Below are 18,135 nucleotides of genomic sequence, written 5' to 3' on the forward strand. Positions count from 1 at the left end.
TCCGCACCGAAGGCATCGAGAAGAACACCCACGACAACCCCTTCGGCGCCGTCCTCTCCTTCCGCGGCACCGTCACCGACACCACCGTCAAGCACAGCCTGAGCGCGGCGATGCCGGATCTCTCGGACCTCTTCGAGGTCGGCGACTCCTCGAAGTTCGCGGTCGGCCAGTGGTGGGCGGTGGAGATCAACGCCCTGTCGGGGCAGTACGAGAAGGAGATCCAGCGGCTCGTCCAGGTCACCGACGTCGTCGACGCCACCCGCGTCCGGGTCAACTACCAGATCGGCTGGGACCTGGCCGCCGGCCGCACGCTGACCTGGACCCGGATCGAGCCCGTGGACCGCGCCCATGTGCGCAACATGGTCTTCGAGGGCTGGGGCGAGGACGAGATGACCGGCTCGCACCCGGTCGCCTACGAGTACGCGGTGCGCTGCGACGTCTCCGGGATCGAGGCCATCGGCACGTTCTGGCCGGTGGTGATGCGCCGCTGGTGCACGTACTACCGCACCGAGCAGTGCTCGCTGACGAACCCGAAGTCCGTCACCTACGGCGGCGCGGGCTACCTCACCCAGCAGATCTACTGCCTGTACGGGCACGTGGAGGACTGTCACACCTCCAACGCCCGTCACCTCAACGACTTCACGGCCTCGGCCTACTGCTACGTCACCAACTGCCACGGCGACGGTGACGACGAGGGCCCCTTCGTGACGCACGGCCAGTTCGAGCACGACCTCACCTACACCGGCAACTCCGGGCTGATGACCTTCGCCAACTCGGGCGCGGCCTGGGGCGGCCGGGCCAAGCGGATCACCGTACGCCGGCACGCCTGCTCCTGGTTCGTGGCCCGCGTCAAGATCACCGATCTGACGCTCGAAGACGTCCTGGTCATCGGCAAGAAGTCGCTGGCCGGCTCCGGAATGCTCTGGGTCAACGCGGACGGCGTGCAGATGCGGGGCTGTACGGCGACGGGTCCGCTGATCGTCTCGCGGGCCTCCGACCTGTCCGCCCGGCCCAACGTGATCGCGGACTCCTCCTTCGCCTTCGCGGCGGGCGCGGAGATCACCCAGGCCAACGTCACCGCCCCGCTCACCCTCCAGCGCACCACGCTGAAGGGCGTCGGCGGCGCGGTGTTCAACGGCACCGGGCCGCTCGTCGTCGACCAGTGCACGCTGACCGGCGCCGCGGACGCCGCGCCGGTCTCGCTCGCCCACTTGGACGTCACCGTCCTCGGCGGCGAACTCCGCGACACCGGTCTCAAGCTGACGTCGGTGAAGGACCAGCGGCTGCGCGTCGACGGAACGCGGCTGTCCGGCACCAACAAGGACGGCGCCCTGCTGGCCCGTACCGGCTCCGGACGCACCGTCGACTGGCAGCTCGGCGGCCTCGACTCGACCGCCCCCAAGGGCACCGCCCATGTGCTGCTCACCGAGGGGCCCAACCGCTACCGGGCCACCGGCTCCACCTTCACCGGTGGCCGGCTCGAACTGCGGCCCGCGGCGTTCGGCGGCTCCAGCCATCTGCTGCACACCGGCTGCGTCGAGGACGGCACCGAGCGCACCGCGCTCCCCGACGAGGGCGACCGCGTCGCCCACACCGCAGCCACGCTGCGCTTCTGAACACCCCGCCCATCGAGTACCAGGGATTCCCCGTGTCCACGCATACCCCGATCACCGGCCGGCCCGTACGCGTCGCACTCGTCGGCGCCGGTAACCGCGGTCTGACGTACGCCGAGTGGATCAAGGCGCACCCGGAGCGTGCCGAGCTCGTCGCCGTCGCCGATCCGCGCCCCGCGGCGCGGGCGGCCGCCGGCGCACCCGTCGAGTTCGACGACTGGCGGCCGCTCGTGGAGAACCGCGTCGCCGACGCCGTCATCGTCGCCACCCAGGACCGCTTCCATGTGGAACCGGTGCTGGCCCTGGCCGAGGCCGGTTACGCGATCCTCGCCGAGAAGCCGCTCGCCCCGACCGAGGAGGAGACCCGGCGGATCGTCGAGGGGGTGGAGCGGGCCGGAGTGCTGTTCGCCGTCTGCCACGTCATGCGGTACACCCCGTACACCGACCTGGTGAAGGAGGTCGTGGACTCCGGTGTGCTCGGGCAGCTCGTCTCACTCGACCATCTGGAGCCGGTCGGCTGGTGGCACTACGCCCACAGCTACGTGCGCGGGCCCTGGCGCAGCGAGAAGGACTCCTCCCCGATGCTGCTCGCCAAGTCCTGCCACGACCTGGACTGGATCACGTACGTCATGGGCGGCCGGATCGAGCAGGTCACCGGTTTCGGCGGGCTGAAGCACTTCCGGCCCTCGAACGCCCCGGCCGGGTCCGCGGAGCGCTGTCTCGACTGCGCGGTCGAGTCCGGCTGCCCGTACAGCGCGCTGAAGCTGTACATGCCGACGCTGCGGGAGAAGGGCGCGGTCTGGCCGGTCACCCATGTCACGGAGGCGACCGACGAGGCCGGTCTCGTCCAGGCCCTGCGCGAGGGCCCGTACGGGGTCTGCGTCTACCGGAGCGACAACGACGTGGTGGACCACCAGGTTCTCGCCATGCAGTTGACGGACGGGGTGACCGCGACCTTCCAGATGGTCGCGTTCACCGAGCAGACCCACCGCCAGACCCGGATCTTCGGCTCGCACGGCTGGCTCATCGGTGACGGTGAGCGGGTCACGGTGCAGGACTTCCGGACCGGCGAGTCGGCCGTCCACGAACTCGGCGCGTCCGGTTCGAACGCGGCCGACGGGCACGGCGGCGGGGACGCCGCGCTCGTCGAGGCGTTCGTCACCGCGGTCGCCACCGGTGACTCCGGGGCCGTCCGCTCCGGTCCCGCCACCTCGCTCGGCAGCCACCTCGCGGCGTTCGCCGCCGAACGCGCCCGGCACACCGGCACCGTCCAGACGGTCCCGGCCACGTGACACCCCTTCTTGCTCGCCCCACCCTCATGTCCTCGGAGGACCACCTCATGTCCCGTCTCCTCACCCGCCGTTCCAGAGTCCGCGCCCTCGCCGCCCCCGTTCTGGCCACCGCGCTCGCCGCCGGTGTGCTGGCCGGCTGTTCCGGCAGCGGCAGCGACGACAACACCGTGACCATGTGGACCTACCCGGTCATCTTCGACGAGGCCAAGAACAAGGCGTACTGGGACGGCCTGGTCAAGGCCTTCGAGAAGAAGCACGAAGGCGTCAAGGTGAAGGTGGAGACCTTCCCGTGGGCCAACCGCGACACCGCGCTGGCCACCGCGATCGCCTCCGGCAAGGGCCCCGACGCGGTCTACCTGATCCCGGACCAGCTGCCGAAGTACACCAAGAGCATCGTCCCGGCGGACGAGTACATGCCGGCCTCCGCGAAGTCGGACTACACGGACTTCGCGCTGAAGTCCGTCACGGTCGACGGCAAGCCGGTCGCCACCCCGATCCTGACCAGCGCCAACCCGCTGATCTGCGACAAGCGGGTGTTCGCCGCGATCGGTGAGAAGACCTACCCGTCGAGCTGGGCGGATCTGGAGGCGCTGGCCCCGAAGCTGAAGAAGAAGGGCTACTACGCCACCAGCTACAGCGGTGACACCCAGCAGACGCTGAACATGACCTTCTACCCGCTGCTCTGGCAGGCCGGCGGCGACGTCTTCTCCGAGGACGGCAAGAACGTCACCTTCAACGACGCGGCCGGCGTCAAGGCCCTGACGTACCTGAAGAAGCTCGTCAACGACGGCTACACCGACCGGGACCTGGTCACGACCACCCCCAAGCTGGAGCAGACCCCGACCGCCAAGGGGAAGGTGGCCTGCACCTGGCAGAACACCCCGGCGGACGTCGAGCCCTTCTGGGGCAAGGAGAACATCGTCGTCCAGCCGCCGCTGAAGGACACCGCATCGGTCGGCTACGGCACCGTGGGCGCGCTGGCGATGCTGAAGGGCGCCGACAAGAAGAACACCGGCGACTGGCTGAACTTCGTCGCCGAGTCGAAGAACGCGGCCGGACTGCAGAAGGCCGCCGGCTACTTCCCGGCCCGCAAGTCCGGCGGCGACCTGTACCCGGACGACGCCCTGCAGACAGCGGTCGGCGCCACGCTGCCGAGCATGGACGTGGGCCCGCTCCAGGACAAGGCGCGCGAGGTCCAGGGCGTGCTCGCCCCGGAGATCCAGGCCGCCCTGCTCGGCAAGAAGAGCCCGCAGGACGCGCTGAACGCCGCACAGAAGGCCGCGCAGGCGATGCTCGGCCGCTGACCGCTGCGGGGCCGGGGTCCGGCCGCACCCGGATCCCCGCCCCGCAGCCCCCAGGGGGCACACCCCCCGATCCTCCGCAATTCCCCCGTACCGCAAGGAGATCCCCGTGGCAGTCGTCGCGGAACCCACCCGCCGGGGCCGTCGCAGCGGGCCGCAGGCGCGCCGCGAGGCCCGGATCGGCCTGCTCTTCGTCCTCCCGTGTTTCCTGCTCTTCCTCGCCTTCCGGTTCGGTCCGGGCGTCGCCGGTGTGCTGATGAGCTTCACCGACTACTCCCTCACCGGCGGCGGGAGCTTCGTCGGGCTCGACAACTTCACCCGCCTGTGGGCCGATCCGCTGTTCTGGCAGGCGCTGAAGGTCACCGTCCTCTACACCGTGATCGCCGTGCCGGGCACCCTCCTCGCGTCGGTGTCCCTGGCCCTGATCACCCGCCGCGCGTTCCGCGGCGCCAAGTTCTTCCGTTCGGTGTTCTTCCTGCCGGTCGTCACCTCACTGGTGCTGGCCGCCACCGTCTTCGTCTGGATCTTCTCGACCGGCGGCCCGTGGTCCACCCTGATGGGCTGGTTCGGGATGTCCGAGGGCTCCTGGCTCTCCGACGACGTGCTGGTGCTGCCCGCGCTCGCGCTCGTCGGCGTCTGGTCCCGCTTCGGTTACGGGATGCTCATCCTGCTCGCCCGGATGCAGGACATCCCGCGCGAGCTGGAGGAGGCCGCCCTCACCGACGGGGCCGGCCCCTGGCAGCGGTTCCGCTACATCGTGCTGCCGCAGCTCAAGCCCGCCCTGTTCTTCCTCGCCGTGATCGAGACGACCGCCTCGTTCCAGGTGTTCGACGCCGTCTACACCATGACGGGCGGCGGGCCGGCCAACGCCAGCTACACGCTCGTCTTCCAGCTCTACGACGCGGGCTTCAAGTACTTCGACCTGGGTTACGCCGCCGCCATCGGTGTCGCGCTCTTCGTGCTGACCGTGGTCGTCGCGGTGATCCAGCGGCTCGTGATCGGGAAGGACCAGTGACCATGACAGCGGCACCCGAAGAGATGAAGGCCCCGCCCGCCCCCAAGGCCCCCGCAGCCCAGGACCGGGCCGAGCGCCGGGCGATCCGCAAGCTGCGCAAGCTCTCCGAGCAGGACACCGTCCCGTACGGAATGCGCTCCACCCGGGCCGGCCGGATCGGGCGCGGCGTGCTGCTGACGGTGGCCGCGCTGGTCACGGTCTTCCCGTTCTACGCGATGGTCGTGCTCTCGCTGAAGCCGTCCGCCGCGGTCGACTTCCCCGGCAGCCTGCTGCCCTGGCCGCTGACCGGCGAGGCGTACGACACCGTCATGGGCGCCCAGGACGTGCCGCGCTGGCTGTTCAACACGCTGATGTACTCGGTCGTCTCGGTCGTCGGCGTGCTGCTGCTCGCCTCGCTCGCCGGGTACGCGTTCGCCAAGAAGCGCTTCCCCGGCCGGGAGGCGATGTTCTGGTCGTTCCTGTCGATGGTGATGGTCCCGTACCACGTCACGATGATCCCGACGTTCGCGATGATCGCGAAGCTCGGCGGCGTCGACACGTACTGGGGACTGATCGTGCCGACCCTGGCCAACGCCCAGGCGGTGTTCCTGATGCGGCAGTTCATCCAGGGGCTGCCGGACGAACTCTTCGAGGCGGCCCGGCTCGACGGGTGCAGCGAGTGGCAGATCTTCTACCGCATCGTGCTGCCGCTGCTGAAGCCGATCCTCGCCACGCTCGGGGTCTTCGTCTTCCTCTGGCACTGGAACGACTTCCTGTGGCCACTGGTGATAGGCCAGTCCACCGACATGCGCACCCTCACCGTCGGAATCGCCTCGCTGCAACAGCAGAACGTGCCGCTCAACGTGGTGCTCTCCGGCTCCGTCATCGCGTTCGTCCCCATCTTCGCCGCGTACATGGTGGGACAGCGCTACTTCACCGAGGGCGTCACCGCGTCCGGAATCAAGGGATAGCCAGGTATATGTTCACCGATGAGGCCGCACTCGAAGAGCGGCTCGCCACCCCCTCCCCCGCGCTCGTCGCCGACCTCGGCCGCCTCGAAGGCGATCTGCTGGTCCTCGGGGCGGGCGGCAAGATGGGACCCAGCCTGTGCCGGCTGGCCCGCCGCGCGCTGGACGCCGCCGGCCGCACGGACGTGACCGTGTACGCGGTCTCCCGCTGGTCCGACCGGGCCGCCGCCGACGAGCTGGAGGCCGCCGGGGTCCGCACGGTCGCCTTCGACCTGATGGACCCGGCCGCCGATCTGACCCGGCTCCCCGACGCCGGGAACGTCGTCTTCATGGTCGGCGCCAAGTTCGGCTCCGCCGGGGCGCCCTCGCTCGCCTGGGCGGTGAACGCCGCGATGCCGGACCGGGTGGCCCGCCGCTGGTCGGAGTCGCGCATCACCGCGTTCTCCACCGGCAACGTGTACCCGCTGGTGCCGGTCTCCTCGGGCGGCTGCACCGAGACCGACCCGGTCGGCCCGGTCGGCGAGTACGCCATGTCGTGCCTCGGCCGGGAGCGGATCTTCGGCCACGCGGCACTGACCCTCGGCACCAGGGTCGCCAACATCCGCCTCAACTACGCCGTCGACCTGCGCTACGGCGTCCTCGCCGACATCGCGTACCGCGTACAGGCGGGCGAGCCGGTCGATGTGACGACCGGTCACGCCAACGTGGTGTGGCAGGGGTACGCCAACGAGGTCGCGCTGCGCTCGCTGCTGCACGCCACCGGCGGCGAGGCCTTCACCCTCAACCTCACCGGCCCGGAGACCGCTTCGGTGCGCCGCGTCGCCCAGTGGTTCGGCGAGGAGTTCGACCGCGAGCCGGTCCTCGCCGGTACCGAGGCGCCCACCGCGCTGCTCTCCGACGCGAGCCGCTGCCACGCCCTCTTCGGCTACCCGGACGTCGCACTGCGCACCCTCGTCGAATGGCAGGCCGACTGGCTGCGGCGCGGGCTGCCGCTGTCCGGCAAGCCCACCAAGTTCCAGGTACGTGACGGAAGGTTCTGATCCACTCCATGTCCACTCCCTCCCGCCTGCCCACCCCCGCCCTGGAACTGCTCGCCCGGGGCGCGGCGATACCCGCGCACCCGCTCGCGCTGCACGCGGACGGCACGTTCGACGAGCGCCGGCAACGCGCGCTCACCCGCTACTACCTGGCGTCCGGCGCGGGCGGCGCAGCCGTCGCCGTCCACACCACGCAGTTCGAGATCCGCGAACCCGGGGTCGGTCTGTTCCGGCCGGTCCTGGAGCTCGCGGCCGAGACCATCGACGCCGAGGCCGGCCGGCCGTTCGTCAAGGTCGCCGGCGCCTGCGGCTACACCGCGCAGGCCGTCGCGGAGGCCACCACCGCCGCCGAGCTCGGCTACGACGCGGTGCTGCTCAGCCCGGCCGTGCCCGGTGCGGACGAGAAGGGGCTGCTGGAGCGGGCGCGGGCGGTCGGCGAGGTCCTGCCCGTCATCGGCTTCTACCTCCAGGAGGCCGTCGGCGGACGGTACTTGTCGCCGGGCTTCTGGTCCGCGTTCACCGACCTGCCGAACACCGTCGCGGTGAAGATCGCCCCGTTCGACCGCTACCGCACCGCCGATGTCGTACGGGCCGTGGCCGCCGCGGACCGGGCCGGCGAGGTCGCGCTGTACACCGGCAACGACGACGACATCATCGGCGACCTGCTCACCCCGTACACCACGGCGGACGGCGCGCAGCGCTGGTTCGCGGGCGGGCTGCTCGGCCAGTGGGCGGTGTGGACGAGCTCCGCGGCGACCCTGCTCGACGACGTCCGCCGGGCCCGCGCCGGGGACCACGCGGCGACGGTCCGCTGCCTGGCCCGCCGCACCGAGCTGACCGACGCCAACAGCGCGGTCTTCGACGTGCGGGGCGCGTTCCGCGGCTGTATCGCCGGGGTGCACGAAGTGCTGCGCCGTCAGGGCCTGTTGGCGAACATCCGCTGCCTTGACCCGGCCGAGACGCTCTCCCCGGGACAGGCCGAGGAGATCACCCGGGTGGCCGCGGCCTACCCTTGGCTGACCGATGACGCCTTCGTTGCGGAGCACCTCGATGCCTGGCTCTCCTGAAACCGCCGACCGCTCCTCCCGGGTGGTCGTCGCCGTACCGCCGCACCTGCGCGCCCAGTTCTTCACCGCCGAGGTGTGGCAGGAGCTGGAGCGGGCCGCGCGGCTGACGGTCATCGACGACCACAGCGACCGGGCGGCGGTCGCGGCCGCACTGCCCGGCGCGCGTGCGCTGATCACCTCGTGGCGGGCACCCAGGGTGGACGCCGAACTCCTCGGCCACGCGGACCGGTTGGAGCTGGTGGCGCACACCGGCTCCGCGGTCGCCCCCTATGTCACCCAGGACGTGTTCCGGCGGGGCATCCTGGTCACCCAGGCCGGTGACGAGATGGCCCGCCCGGTCGCCGAGGTGGCGCTCGCCTTCACCCTCTCCCTGCTCCACCGCATCCAGCGCTTCGACCACGCCCTGCGCGGCGGGCAGGACTGGGCGGCGGCGAGCGAGGCGCCGCCGCGCCACGAGATCCACGGCAGCGACATCGGGGTGATCGGCGCCTCCCGCACCGGGCGCGCCTACATCCGGATGGTGCGGGCGATGGGGGCGCGGGTGCGCGTCACCGACCCGTTCCTGTCCGATGCCGACGCCGGGACGCTCGGCGTGGAGTCCGTACCGCTGGAGACGCTGCTCTCCGGCAGCCGGATCGTGGCCGTGCACGCGCCGGTCACCGAGGAGACCCACCGGATGCTCGGCGCCGAGCAGCTGGCGCTGATGCCGGACGGCGCCGGCCTGGTGAACACCGCCCGATCGTGGCTGGTCGACGAGGACGCGCTCCTGACCGAACTGACCACGGGCCGGCTGGACGCCGCCATCGACGTCTTCGACGCCGAACCGCTGCCCGCCGGCCACCCCTTCCGCTCCCTGCCGAACGTGCTGCTCACCCCGCACCAGGCGGCCGGCAGCGTCGAGTGCCGGCAGCGGCTCGGCACCAGCGCCGTCAACGAGGTGCTGCGACTGCTCGCCGGGCGTCCCCCGGTCCACGCCGTCACCGCCGACGCCCTCGTCAGGCTGCGCTGACCGTCCCCGTACCCGTAACGCCCCCCGTACCCCGTACCCGTCAGGAGATCCACCCGTCATGCGACTGATGCGCATAGGCGAGCCGGGCCATGAGCGCCCGGTCGTCGTCTGCCCCGAGGGCCGCCACTACGACCTGTCGGGCATCACCGACGACATCGACGGCGCGTTCCTCGCCGCGCTGGCCGAGAACCCGCACCTGATCCCCGCCGAGCCGAAGCTCCCGGAGACCGACATCACCGGGGAGCGGATCGGCGCCCCGGTGGCCCGGCCCTCCGCGCTGCTGTGCATCGGCCAGAACTACGCCGCCCACGCGGCGGAGTCCGGTGCCGAGCCGCCCGAGCAGCCGATCCTCTTCTACAAGTCCCCGAACACGGTCGTCGGCCCGTACGACGACGTCCTCATCCCGCGCGGCTCGAAGAAGACCGACTGGGAGGTGGAGCTGGCCGTCGTCATCGGCCGCCGCGCCTCCTACCTGGACTCCCCCGCCGACGCAGCCGCCCACATCGCGGGGTACGCGGTGAGCAACGACGTCTCCGAGCGCGCCTTCCAGCTGGAGGAGTCGGGCGGCCAGTGGTCCAAGGGCAAGAGCTGCGCCACGTTCAACCCGCTGGGCCCGGTCCTGGTCACGGCCGACGAGGTCGGTGACCCGCAGCGGCTGCGGCTGACCAGCCATGTCAACGGGGAGCCCCGGCAGAACTCCTCCACCGCGGACATGATCTTCGGCGTGGCGCATCTGGTGCACCACCTGTCGCAGTACCTGGTGCTGGAGCCCGGCGACATCATCAACACGGGTACGCCGCAGGGCGTGGCCCTGTCCGGCCGCTTCCCGTACCTGGGCCCGGATGACGTGATGGAGGTCGAGATCTCCGGCCTGGGCCGGCAGCGCAGCGTCTGCCGGCCCGCGTAACCGCCCTCAGTCCTCCGGGAGTTCGACCGGGGCGATCTCGTCGAAGACGTCTCCGGGGCCGGGGTTGGCCGCGTCGGTCGCACCGCCGAACTGGGTCATCACGCCCCAGACGGCGTTCAGCGCGGTCTGGACGGCCCCCTCGGCCCAGCCGGCCGTCCAGGAGATGTCGTCGCCCGCCAGGAACAGGCCCCGCTTGTCGGCGGGCAGCCGGTCCTGCATGAAGTGGGTGAACAGCCGCCGCTGGTAGCGGTAGTGGCCGGGCAGATTGGCCTTGAACGCGCCCATGAAGCAGGGCTCGTTCTCCCAGGAGACCGTCACCGGGTTGCCGATGATGTGCTTCCTGATGTCGACGCCCGGATAGATCTCACCGAGCGACTTCAGCATCACGTCCATGCGCTCGGTCGCCGAGAGCGGCAGCCACTTCAGGCTGTCGTCGCACCAGGTGTAGGAGAGGCAGATGCTGGCCGGCTTGTCCGGGCCGTCGTCCAGGAGGTACGTGCCGCGCGTCATCCGGTCGGTGAGCGTCATCGACATGGTGTCGCGGCCGGTCGCCTCGTCCTTGTCCAGCCAGAACGGCCGGTCGACGGGGACGAACAGCTTGGAGGACTCCATGTAGTGGGTGCGCTCCATTGCCGTCCAGTGGTCGATCGGGAAAAGTGCGTCATCGCAGGCGATCTTGGAGAGCAGCAGCCAGGACTGCCCGGTGAAGACGGCCGCCCGGAAGGTGCGGATGTCGCCGGAGGCGTCGGTGACGGTGATCCGGTTCCCGGCGGTGCGGTTCAGCCGGGTCACCGCGGGCCGCGGCTCCCCGTCGTGCAGGGAGGCCAGCGAGGTGCCGAGCGGCCAGTGGATGATCTTCTGCGGTTCGCGTTCCCAGAGGCGCAGCGGAAGCTGCTGGCTGCCGCCCACGATGGAGCGGTGGTGGTCGTCCGCCTCGGTGTAGACGACGCGCAGGATCTCCAGGATGGAGTTGGGGAAGTCGGTGTCCCAGCCGCCGGTGCCGAAGCCGACCTGCCCGAAGACCTCGCGGTGGCGGAAGGACTTGAAGGCCTCCGAGTCGCAGAGGAAGCCGTAGAAGGTCTGGTTGTCGAGCTTCTCGACGAGCCGGGCCCAGATCTCCCGGATCCGCGGGACGTCGCGCTCGCGCATCGCCCGGTTCATGTCGGAGAAGTCGGCGCCCTCCTCCAGGCAGCTGTTCCAGGCGTCCATCACGTCCCGGTAGATCTGCGGGAGGTCGTCGATCGTCCGGGCGTAGTGCGACGCGCCCTTCAGGTCGACGACGGTCGAAGGGGTGACCGGGGAGAGCGGGTTGGGGAACGGCTTCGTCTCCAGTGCGACCAGGTCGATGTAGTGCTGGAGCGCGGTCGAGGACGGCGGGAAGCGCATCGCGCCCATCTCGGCGGTGAGCGGCTGCCCGTCGACCGTGCAGCCGTCGAACTCGACGGTACGCAGCCGTCCGCCGATCCGGTCGGCCTCGTAGAGGACGGGCCTGAGGCCCATCTTCATCAGCTCGTAGGCGGTGATGATCCCGGAGAGCCCGCCGCCGATGACCGCGACCTCGCTGCCGTGCTCGGTCGCCGGTATCTGTCCGAGCCCGGCGGGATGCGCGAGGAAGTCGTCGTACGCGTAGGGGAAGTCCGGCCCGAACATGGTGATCGGCGGGGCTGCCTCGGTGTGCTGGACAGCGGTGGGCACCGTGGACGTCATGGGGTACGGACTCCTTGCGGGAAAAGTGAGTGAGCGGAGCGGCGGGCTCAGACGAGGGAGCCGTACAGACCGGGGCGGCGGTCGCGCAGATACGGGTTGCCGGCCCGGGACGCGGTCAGGAGCGCCGGGTCCACGTCCCCGAGGACGAGTTCCTCGCCGCGTCCGGCGCGGGTGCGGACGGTGCCGTCGGGACCGGCCAGGCAGCTCAGCCCGACGAACTCGAACTCGCCCTCGGAGCCGGTCCGGTTGGCGTAGGCGACGTACAGCTGGTTCTCGAAGGCACGGACCGGGACGAGGGACTCGGCGACGAACGGGAAGGGGTGCATCAGCGCCGTGGGCACCAGCAGCAGATCGGTGCCGGCGAGGGCGTGCGCCCGTGCGTTCTCCGGGAACTCGACGTCGTAGCAGATCAGGAGCCCGACGCGGACGCCGTCCAGTTCGGCCTGGACGAGCGGCTGCTCTCCGGGGGTGAACCACTGCTGCTCGAAGTCGCCGAAGAGATGCGTCTTGCGGTAGTTCGCGAGCGAGGTGCCGTCGGGGCCGATGAGCTGGGCGGCGTTGTACAGGGTGTCGCCGTCCCGCTCCGGGTAGCCGTAGTGAACGGCGATGCCGTGCCGTACGGCGATCCCGGCGACGGCGTGCGCGGCGGGCCCGTCGGCGGCCTCGGCCAGCCGGTCCACGTCGTCCCCGATCGCGTACCCGGTCAGGAACATCTCGGGACAGACGAGCAGCCGGGCCCCGCCGGCGGCGGCGTGCCGTGCGGCGTCGTCGAGCACCTCGATGTTCCGGGTCACCGAGCCCGGATGTCCGGAGCTCTGGAGCAGGGCGGTGCGCAACGGCGGCATGGCAGACCTCGGGCGGTGCGGGCGGGGCGGGGACGTATTGACGGTACGGTCCGCGCTCACCCCCGGACAAGGCGCGACCGTTGCGCATGGACCGTCGATCCGTTGCGTCCGAGCGGCGGTACGCAACGATTCGTTGCGCCGCACGTTTCCGCAGGCCACGAACGTGACCCAGCTCTCCCGGGCGCCCCAGCCCTTAGGCGGGCGACCCCGACGAGTACCGCCGCAGCAGCGGCGAGAGCACCAGCACGGACTTCGTCCGCTCCACGTAGGGCTCGCCCGCGATGCGCTCCAGCACCTGCTCGAAGTGGCGCATGTCCGCCGCGAACACCTGAACGATGGCGTCGGCGTCCCCGGTCACCGTGGACGCCGACGCGACCTCCGGATACCGGGCGAGGCCGCTCTTGATCGACTCCGGCGAGGTGTTGCGGCTGCAGTAGATCTCGATGAACCCCTCGGTCTCCCAGCCGAGCGCCGCCGGATCCACCCGCACGGTGAATCCCGTGATCGCGCCCTCGGCCCGCAGCCTGTCCACCCGGCGCTTCACCGCGGGCGCGGACAGCCCGATGATCGAGCCGATGTCCGCGTAGGAGCGACGGGCGTCTTCGGCGAGGGCGTGGACGATGCGTTCGTCGAGGTCGTTCAGTCGCACGTCGTACGGATCACTTCTCTGCGAGGGCGATGGCCGGGTGACGGCCATGGCGACGGCCGGTTCGGGGGCGGCGGTGCCGCCCCCGAAGTAGACCATGGGCCCGCCCGGCAGGGCGCGCTCACCGCAGGTGGAGCGGGGTCAGAACGGGAACTGCGAGCGTCCGTGCTGAACGGAGATCCACTTCTGGGTGGTGAAGGCGTCGAGCATCGAGTCGCCGTTCAGCCGCCCGAGCCCGGAGCTCTTCTCGCCGCCGAAGGGAACGATCGGCTCGTCGTGGACGGTGCCGTCGTTGATGTGGATCATGCCGGTTCGGATCCGCTGCCCGACCCGGACACCGCGCTCGACGTTGCCGGTGTGCACCGCGCCGCTCAGCCCGTACGGGGTGTCGTTGGCGATCCGGACCGCCTCGTCCTCGCCGTCGAACGGCACGAGAAGCGCGACCGGGCCGAAGATCTCCTGGGACAGCACCGGCGAGTCGGCCGCCAGGCCGGTCAGCACGGAGGGGCTGACGAGATTGCCGTCGGCCCGCCCGTGCAGCAGCGCGGTCGCACCGGCCTCCACGGTCTGGTCGACGAGCGCGGCGATCGCCTCGGCCTGGGTGGAGTTGATCAGCGGCCCGATCTGGGTCGCCGGGTCGGCCGGGTCGCCGACGCGCAGCGAGGCGACCTTGGCCACGAACTTCTCGGTGAACTCCTGCTCCACCGCGCGGTCGACCAGGATCCGGTTGGCGGCCATGCAGACCTGCCCCTGGTGCACGTAACGGCTGAAGACCGCCGCGTCGACCGCGTAGTCCACATCGGCGTCATCGAGCACGATGAGCGCGCTGTTGCCGCCGAGTTCGAGCACGGAACGCTTGAGGTTGGCCGCGCACACGGTCGCGACGTGCCGCCCGACCTTGTCGGAGCCGGTGAAGGAGATGACCTGCGGAATGGGGTGCTCCAGCAGTGCGTCCCCGATCTCGGCGATGTCGGTGACCACCACGTTCAGCAGGCCGGCCGGCAGTCCGGCGTCCTCGAACACCTTCGCCACCAGGGTGCCGCCGCAGATCGGCGTGTTCTGGTGCGGCTTGAGCACCACGGCGTTGCCGAGCGCCAGCGCGGGGGCGACCGATTTGAGCGACAGCAGGAAGGGGAAGTTGAACGGGCTGATGACACCCACCACGCCGACGGGCACGCGGTACACCCGGTTCTCCTTGCCCTCGGTCGGCGAGGGCAGGATCTGACCGGTCGACCGCAGCGCGAGGTGGATCGACTCGCGCAGGAACTCCTTGGCCAGATGCAGCTCGAAGGCGGCCTTCAGACGCGTGCCGCCGAGCTCCGCGACGATCGCGTCACCGATCTCGGCCTCGCGGTCCTCGACGATCCGCAGCGCCTTCTCCAGCACGGCGCGCCTGGCGTACGCGTTGGTGTCGCCCCACGCCTGCTGGGCGGTCTCGGCCGCGCGGTAGGCCTGGTCCACCTCGCCGGCCGTGGCGACCGTGATCGAGGCGAGCTTCTCCCCGTCGAAGGGGTTGAAGTCGATGATGTCCCAGGACCCCTTGCCCGGCCTCCACTCGCCGTCGATGTACTGATGGGCCAGGTCAGTGAAGAAGGACATGAGATCCCTTACCGCAGAGTGGCGGGCAGTTGATGGAGATTCATATTACTTAATCTTCAAGTGAGTTGGAAAGCGTGAAAGCTTTCACAGGTACCCGGATCCGGACAACCGAAACGACCCGCGCGAGCTCTCCGGGAAGGACCGCAGGCTCTCCGGGAACGCCCGTGCCCCCTCCGGCGCGAACGGCCGGAAGGGGCACGGATGGTGCGGTGGTGCGGGATCAGCTCCAGCTGGCGTGCAGCGGCTTGCCCTCGGCGTAACCGGCGGCGCTCTGCACACCGACGACCGCCTTCTCGGCGAACTCCGCGAGGGAGGCCGCACCGGCGTAGGTGCAGGAGGAGCGGACGCCCGCGATGATCGAGTCGACGAGGTCCTCGACACCCGGACGCGACGGATCCAGGAACATCCGCGAGGTGGAGATGCCCTCCTCGAAGAGCGCCTTGCGGGCCCGGTCGTACGCCGACTCGTCGGAGGTGCGGTTCTTCACGGCGCGTGCGGACGCCATGCCGAAGGACTCCTTGTAGAAGCGGCCGTCGGCGGACTGCTGGAGGTCGCCGGGCGACTCGTACGTCCCGGCGAACCAGGAACCGATCATCACGTTGGACGCGCCCGCGGCGAGCGCCATGGCGACGTCGCGCGGGTGGCGGACGCCGCCGTCCGCCCAGACGTGCTTGCCGTACTTCTTCGCCTCCGCGGCACATTCCAGGACCGCGGAGAACTGCGGGCGGCCCACGCCGGTCATCATCCGGGTGGTGCACATGGCGCCGGGTCCGACACCGACCTTGATGATGTCGGCGCCGGCCTCGATGAGGTCGCGCACGCCCTCGGCGGCGACGATGTTCCCCGCGACGATCGGCACCCGGGGGTCCAGCGCCCGGACCGCGCGGACCGCACTGATCATGGACTCCTGGTGACCGTGGGCGGTGTCGACGACCAGGGTGTCGGCGCCGGCGTCGAGGAGCTGCTTGGCCTTGCCGGCCACGTCACCGTTGATCCCGACGGCCGCGGCGATCCGCAGCCTGCCGCCCGCGTCGGTGGCGGGGGTGTAGAGCGTCGCGCGCAGTGCCGCCTTCCGGGTGAGTATGCCGACGAGCCGGCCCTCCGCGTCGACCGCCGGGGCGAGCTTGCGGTTGGCACCGTCGAGCTTGTTGAACGCGTCACGCGGGTCGATGTCCGCGTCGAGCAGCACCAGGTCCTTGGACATGACCTCGGAGAGCTGGGTGAAGCGGTCGACGCCGGTCAGGTCGTGGTCGGTGACCACGCCGACGGGGCGACGCTCGCTGTCGACGACGACGCCGGCGCCGTGGGCGCGCTTGGGCAGCAGGGACAGCGCGTCGGCGACCGTCTGGCCGGGGGCCAGCACGATGGGGGTGTCGAGCACGAGGTGGCGCGTCTTGACCCAGGTGATGACCTCGGTGACGACCTCGATCGGGATGTCCTGCGGGATGACGACGAGTCCGCCGCGACGGGCGATCGTTTCGGCCATCCGGCGGCCCGCGATAGCCGTCATATTCGCGACAACGAGCGGGATGGTGGTGCCGGTGCCGTCGGGCGAGGACAGGTCGACCCCTTGGCGGGATCCGACCGCGGAGCGGCCCGGAACCATGAAGACATCGTCGTACGTGAGGTCGTACGGGACCGCGGGGGACTCTGTGTAGCGACCGGTGCCGGGCTCAAGAAAACGCATAACACTCATATTTTCATACGAAATGGCGCAGGTCGTTTCCACGATGACACAACAAATGACTCCCGCGCTCGTATGTTCCTCCGAGGAACAGGGCCGGGAGCCCCGGGCAAGTGGAACCTGCCTTGCCCACAGACCCTACCCGCACGGCCTCCCGATCATTCGGGATCATCATCCCTGGACCTGGTGACAAGGGGTCGGGTAGCTTCAAACCCGCAGGTCCCGAGGGTCAGCCACACGCCCCGGAGGAACAGGCGGAATGGTCACAACTTCCGTCATACGCACGACCGGAGAGGATCACGACCCGCCCGTGGAGAGCGAACTGCCGGACATCTACTGCCCGTTCCCCCAGCAGACGAACCCGCATGTCGGGCACGTACGGGAACACCTCGACGCCTGGACCCGCAACACCGGTCTGGTGCACCGGGATTCAGCCAGGGAACGCTTCGAGCAGGCGGACTTCGGCGCCTTCGTGGGCATGGTGTACCCGACCGCCGACAGTGAGAATCTGGACCTTGTCGCCGACTGGTTCGTCTGGCTGTTTCTCGTCGACGACCAGCTGGACGACGGCCACCTCGGCCGCAGCCCGGACCGGGTGCGCAGCGTGGTCGCCCTGATGCAGTCCGTGGTCGACGGCACGGGCACGCCGCCGGGCGAGGAGTTACCGGCCGCCGTCGTGGCCCTCGTCGATCTCTGGGAACGCACGGTGCCGGCCGCCGCACCGCAGTGGCGTCGGCGCTTCACCTATCACCTGATGACGTACCTCACGACCGCCACCACCTGGGAGGCCGGGAACCGGGCCGACGGCGTGGTCCCGGCCGAGGCGACGTACATCGAGAAGCGCCGGCACACCGGTGCGATACATGTCTGCATGGACCTGATAGAGATCGTGGCCGGCGTCGAGGCGCCCGAGTCGATCCACAACGACGCCCGGTTCATCACCGCGCTGGAGGCCTCGTGCAACGTCGTGTGCTGGGCCAATGACGTGTACTCCTACGAGAAGGAGCAGGTCCTCGGCGAGATCCACAATCTCGTCCATCTGGTCCGGCACCACCGCGGGTACGGCAAGCAGCAGTCGCTCGACCACGTCTGCGCGGAGATCGCCGCGGAGACCGAGCGCTTCCTCGGCGCGGAGGCCGAGCTGCTCGGCGCGTATCCGCAGCTCAACTGGATGCTGAAGCCGTATCTGGACGGGATGCGGAGCTGGATGCGTGGCAATCTCGACTGGTCCCGGCAGACACCCCGGTACGACCCGGCCGACGTCAGCCAGTACAAGGAACCGGAGCAGTATCTGGAGGCGACGGTCCTGGGCGTCCGGCAGGACTGACCCGGGTCTGCGGCGTCAAGGACGCGGGGGGTGGGGGCGGGGGGGCCCCCCCCCCCCCCCCCCCCCCGCCCCCCCCACCCCCCCCGCGCCCCCCCCCCCCCCCCCGGCGCCCCCCCCCGCCCCGCCCACGCGGAAGGGC

General features: G+C 70.4%; 15 protein-coding genes. 10 read left to right on the top strand and 5 right to left on the bottom strand.

From position 1 onward, the window contains the following. The 9 genes from ACIO3R_RS26720 to ACIO3R_RS26760 form a co-directional block, all read left to right on the top strand. The coding region (locus ACIO3R_RS26720) for a peptidase C14 (protein ID WP_402109302.1) at nucleotides 1-1,616 on the top strand (1,616 nt) is incomplete at its 5' end. Between the two features lie 32 nt (nucleotides 1,617-1,648). Continuing rightward, nucleotides 1,649-2,905, top strand: coding sequence for a Gfo/Idh/MocA family protein (locus ACIO3R_RS26725; protein WP_385035179.1), 1,257 nt, complete (start codon nucleotides 1,649-1,651; stop codon nucleotides 2,903-2,905). Between the two features lie 47 nt (nucleotides 2,906-2,952). Next, entirely contained in the window at nucleotides 2,953-4,209 is a 1,257-nt protein-coding gene (locus ACIO3R_RS26730) for an ABC transporter substrate-binding protein (RefSeq protein ID WP_385035181.1), read from the top strand. 106 nt (nucleotides 4,210-4,315) lie between these two features. Continuing rightward, nucleotides 4,316-5,221, top strand: a complete 906-nt coding sequence (locus ACIO3R_RS26735; RefSeq protein ID WP_363027803.1) for a sugar ABC transporter permease — start codon at nucleotides 4,316-4,318, stop codon at nucleotides 5,219-5,221. 2 nt (nucleotides 5,222-5,223) lie between these two features. After that, entirely contained in the window at nucleotides 5,224-6,171 is a 948-nt protein-coding gene (locus ACIO3R_RS26740) for a carbohydrate ABC transporter permease (protein ID WP_385035183.1), read from the top strand. Nucleotides 6,172-6,179: 8 nt separating this feature from the next. Further along, entirely contained in the window at nucleotides 6,180-7,208 is a 1,029-nt protein-coding gene (locus ACIO3R_RS26745) for an NAD-dependent epimerase/dehydratase family protein (protein ID WP_385035185.1), read from the top strand. Between the two features lie 8 nt (nucleotides 7,209-7,216). Beyond that, nucleotides 7,217-8,272, top strand: a complete 1,056-nt coding sequence (locus tag ACIO3R_RS26750) for a dihydrodipicolinate synthase family protein (protein ID WP_402109308.1) — start codon at nucleotides 7,217-7,219, stop codon at nucleotides 8,270-8,272. Beyond that, the gene (locus ACIO3R_RS26755) at nucleotides 8,256-9,281 is read left to right on the top strand and encodes a hydroxyacid dehydrogenase (protein WP_402109310.1); all 1,026 of its coding nucleotides are present in this window, start codon (nucleotides 8,256-8,258) and stop codon (nucleotides 9,279-9,281) included. Before ACIO3R_RS26750 ends, ACIO3R_RS26755 begins: the two co-directional genes overlap by 17 nt. Before the next feature lie 58 nt (nucleotides 9,282-9,339). Then, nucleotides 9,340-10,188, top strand: coding sequence for a fumarylacetoacetate hydrolase family protein (locus tag ACIO3R_RS26760; protein WP_385355012.1), 849 nt, complete (start codon nucleotides 9,340-9,342; stop codon nucleotides 10,186-10,188). Nucleotides 10,189-10,194: 6 nt separating this feature from the next. Here the strand turns inward: ACIO3R_RS26760 and ACIO3R_RS26765 are convergent, their stop codons facing one another. The 5 genes from ACIO3R_RS26765 to ACIO3R_RS26785 all read right to left on the bottom strand — a co-directional run bounded on the left by ACIO3R_RS26765 (nucleotide 10,195) and on the right by ACIO3R_RS26785 (nucleotide 16,672). Continuing rightward, the gene (locus ACIO3R_RS26765) at nucleotides 10,195-11,895 is read right to left on the bottom strand and encodes a flavin monoamine oxidase family protein (RefSeq protein ID WP_402109311.1); all 1,701 of its coding nucleotides are present in this window, start codon (nucleotides 11,893-11,895) and stop codon (nucleotides 10,195-10,197) included. A 47-nt stretch (nucleotides 11,896-11,942) separates the two neighbouring features. Further along, complete coding sequence (locus tag ACIO3R_RS26770) at nucleotides 11,943-12,740, bottom strand: carbon-nitrogen hydrolase family protein (RefSeq protein WP_402109314.1); 798 nt, start codon at nucleotides 12,738-12,740, stop codon at nucleotides 11,943-11,945. A gap of 193 nt (nucleotides 12,741-12,933) precedes the next feature. Continuing rightward, nucleotides 12,934-13,389, bottom strand: coding sequence for an Lrp/AsnC family transcriptional regulator (locus tag ACIO3R_RS26775; RefSeq protein WP_402109598.1), 456 nt, complete (start codon nucleotides 13,387-13,389; stop codon nucleotides 12,934-12,936). A gap of 138 nt (nucleotides 13,390-13,527) precedes the next feature. Further along, the gene (locus tag ACIO3R_RS26780) at nucleotides 13,528-14,985 is read right to left on the bottom strand and encodes an aldehyde dehydrogenase family protein (protein ID WP_385035197.1); all 1,458 of its coding nucleotides are present in this window, start codon (nucleotides 14,983-14,985) and stop codon (nucleotides 13,528-13,530) included. A 220-nt stretch (nucleotides 14,986-15,205) separates the two neighbouring features. Further along, a complete protein-coding gene (locus ACIO3R_RS26785; protein WP_385035199.1) occupies nucleotides 15,206-16,672 on the bottom strand; it encodes a GuaB1 family IMP dehydrogenase-related protein in 1,467 nt (488 codons plus the stop codon). Nucleotides 16,673-16,979: 307 nt separating this feature from the next. Between ACIO3R_RS26785 and ACIO3R_RS26790 the strand changes: the two genes are divergently transcribed. Further along, nucleotides 16,980-17,996 (top strand): terpene cyclase, encoded by a 1,017-nt coding sequence (locus tag ACIO3R_RS26790; RefSeq protein WP_385035203.1) that lies wholly within the window; start codon nucleotides 16,980-16,982, stop codon nucleotides 17,994-17,996. Nucleotides 17,997-18,135 lie beyond the last annotated feature (139 nt).

It is taken from the genome of Streptomyces sp. NPDC087428 (assembly GCF_044744085.1).
Classification (GTDB): Bacteria; Actinomycetota; Actinomycetes; order Streptomycetales; family Streptomycetaceae; genus Streptomyces.

What these genes read in the sequence shown, in the direction of transcription:
- ACIO3R_RS26730 (WP_385035181.1), top strand. Translation starts at nt 2,953, where the DNA reads ATGTCCCGTCTCCTCACCCGCCGTTCCAGAGTCCGCGCCCTCGCCGCC.
- ACIO3R_RS26740 (WP_385035183.1), top strand. Translation starts at nt 5,224, where the DNA reads ATGACAGCGGCACCCGAAGAGATGAAGGCCCCGCCCGCCCCCAAGGCC.
- ACIO3R_RS26745 (WP_385035185.1), top strand. Translation starts at nt 6,180, where the DNA reads ATGTTCACCGATGAGGCCGCACTCGAAGAGCGGCTCGCCACCCCCTCC.
- ACIO3R_RS26750 (WP_402109308.1), top strand. Translation starts at nt 7,217, where the DNA reads ATGTCCACTCCCTCCCGCCTGCCCACCCCCGCCCTGGAACTGCTCGCC.
- ACIO3R_RS26755 (WP_402109310.1), top strand. Translation starts at nt 8,256, where the DNA reads ATGCCTGGCTCTCCTGAAACCGCCGACCGCTCCTCCCGGGTGGTCGTC.
- ACIO3R_RS26760 (WP_385355012.1), top strand. Translation starts at nt 9,340, where the DNA reads ATGCGACTGATGCGCATAGGCGAGCCGGGCCATGAGCGCCCGGTCGTC.
- ACIO3R_RS26765 (WP_402109311.1), bottom strand. Translation starts at nt 11,895, where the DNA reads ATGACGTCCACGGTGCCCACCGCTGTCCAGCACACCGAGGCAGCCCCG.
- ACIO3R_RS26770 (WP_402109314.1), bottom strand. Translation starts at nt 12,740, where the DNA reads ATGCCGCCGTTGCGCACCGCCCTGCTCCAGAGCTCCGGACATCCGGGC.
- ACIO3R_RS26780 (WP_385035197.1), bottom strand. Translation starts at nt 14,985, where the DNA reads ATGTCCTTCTTCACTGACCTGGCCCATCAGTACATCGACGGCGAGTGG.
- ACIO3R_RS26785 (WP_385035199.1), bottom strand. Translation starts at nt 16,672, where the DNA reads ATGCGTTTTCTTGAGCCCGGCACCGGTCGCTACACAGAGTCCCCCGCG.